General features: G+C 72.0%; 1 protein-coding gene. It reads right to left on the bottom strand.

What is annotated here, in order from left to right; translation table 11 throughout:
* Positions 1 to 566: threonylcarbamoyl-AMP synthase (locus tag GEV06_29100; GenBank protein ID MPZ21895.1), on the bottom strand; the 566-nt coding region annotated here is incomplete at its 3' end.
* Positions 567 to 590 lie beyond the last annotated feature (24 nt).

Raw genomic sequence — 590 nt, 5'->3', positions numbered from 1 at the left:
ACCACGGTCGATTCCACGCCGACCCGGCAGCGTCCAGCGTCGAGCACCAGGTCCACCCGCCCGCCGAGGTCGTCGACGACGTGAGCCGCGGTGGTGGGGCTGGGACGGCCGGAACGGTTGGCGCTTGGCGCGGCCAGCGGAAGATCGGCCGCCTTCAGGACGGCGAGCGCCACCGGGTGGGCGGGCATGCGTACCGCAACGGTCGTCAGCCCGCCCCGGGTCACGCTCGGCAGGTCCTCGGCAGCCTCGACGACCAGGCTGAGCGGGCCAGGCCACCAGCGTGTGGCCAGTTCGTCGGCCAGCGGCGGGACCCGCCGGGCCACCCGGTGGAGGCCTTCGAGTCCATGCACATGGACGATCAGGGGATTATCCGCCGGGCGCTGCTTGGCCTCGAAGATTCGCCGGACGGCCGCCTCGGCCCAGGCATCGCCCGCCAGTCCGTAGACCGTCTCGGTGGGCAGACCGACGATCCCACCATCGCGCAGGATGGCGGCGGCACGCTCCACGGCGGGAGCGGCCGGGCGCTCGGGATCGACCCGTATGACTGGCGTTGCGTGTTCGACCATCACGCTTGAGAACTCTACGGTCTG

This window comes from Luteitalea sp. (genome assembly GCA_009377605.1).
In the GTDB taxonomy this organism is placed as follows: Bacteria; Acidobacteriota; Vicinamibacteria; order Vicinamibacterales; family Vicinamibacteraceae; genus WHTT01.
The sequence above is the reverse complement of the archived record's forward strand: the minus strand, read 5'-3'. Positions and strand labels throughout refer to the sequence as shown.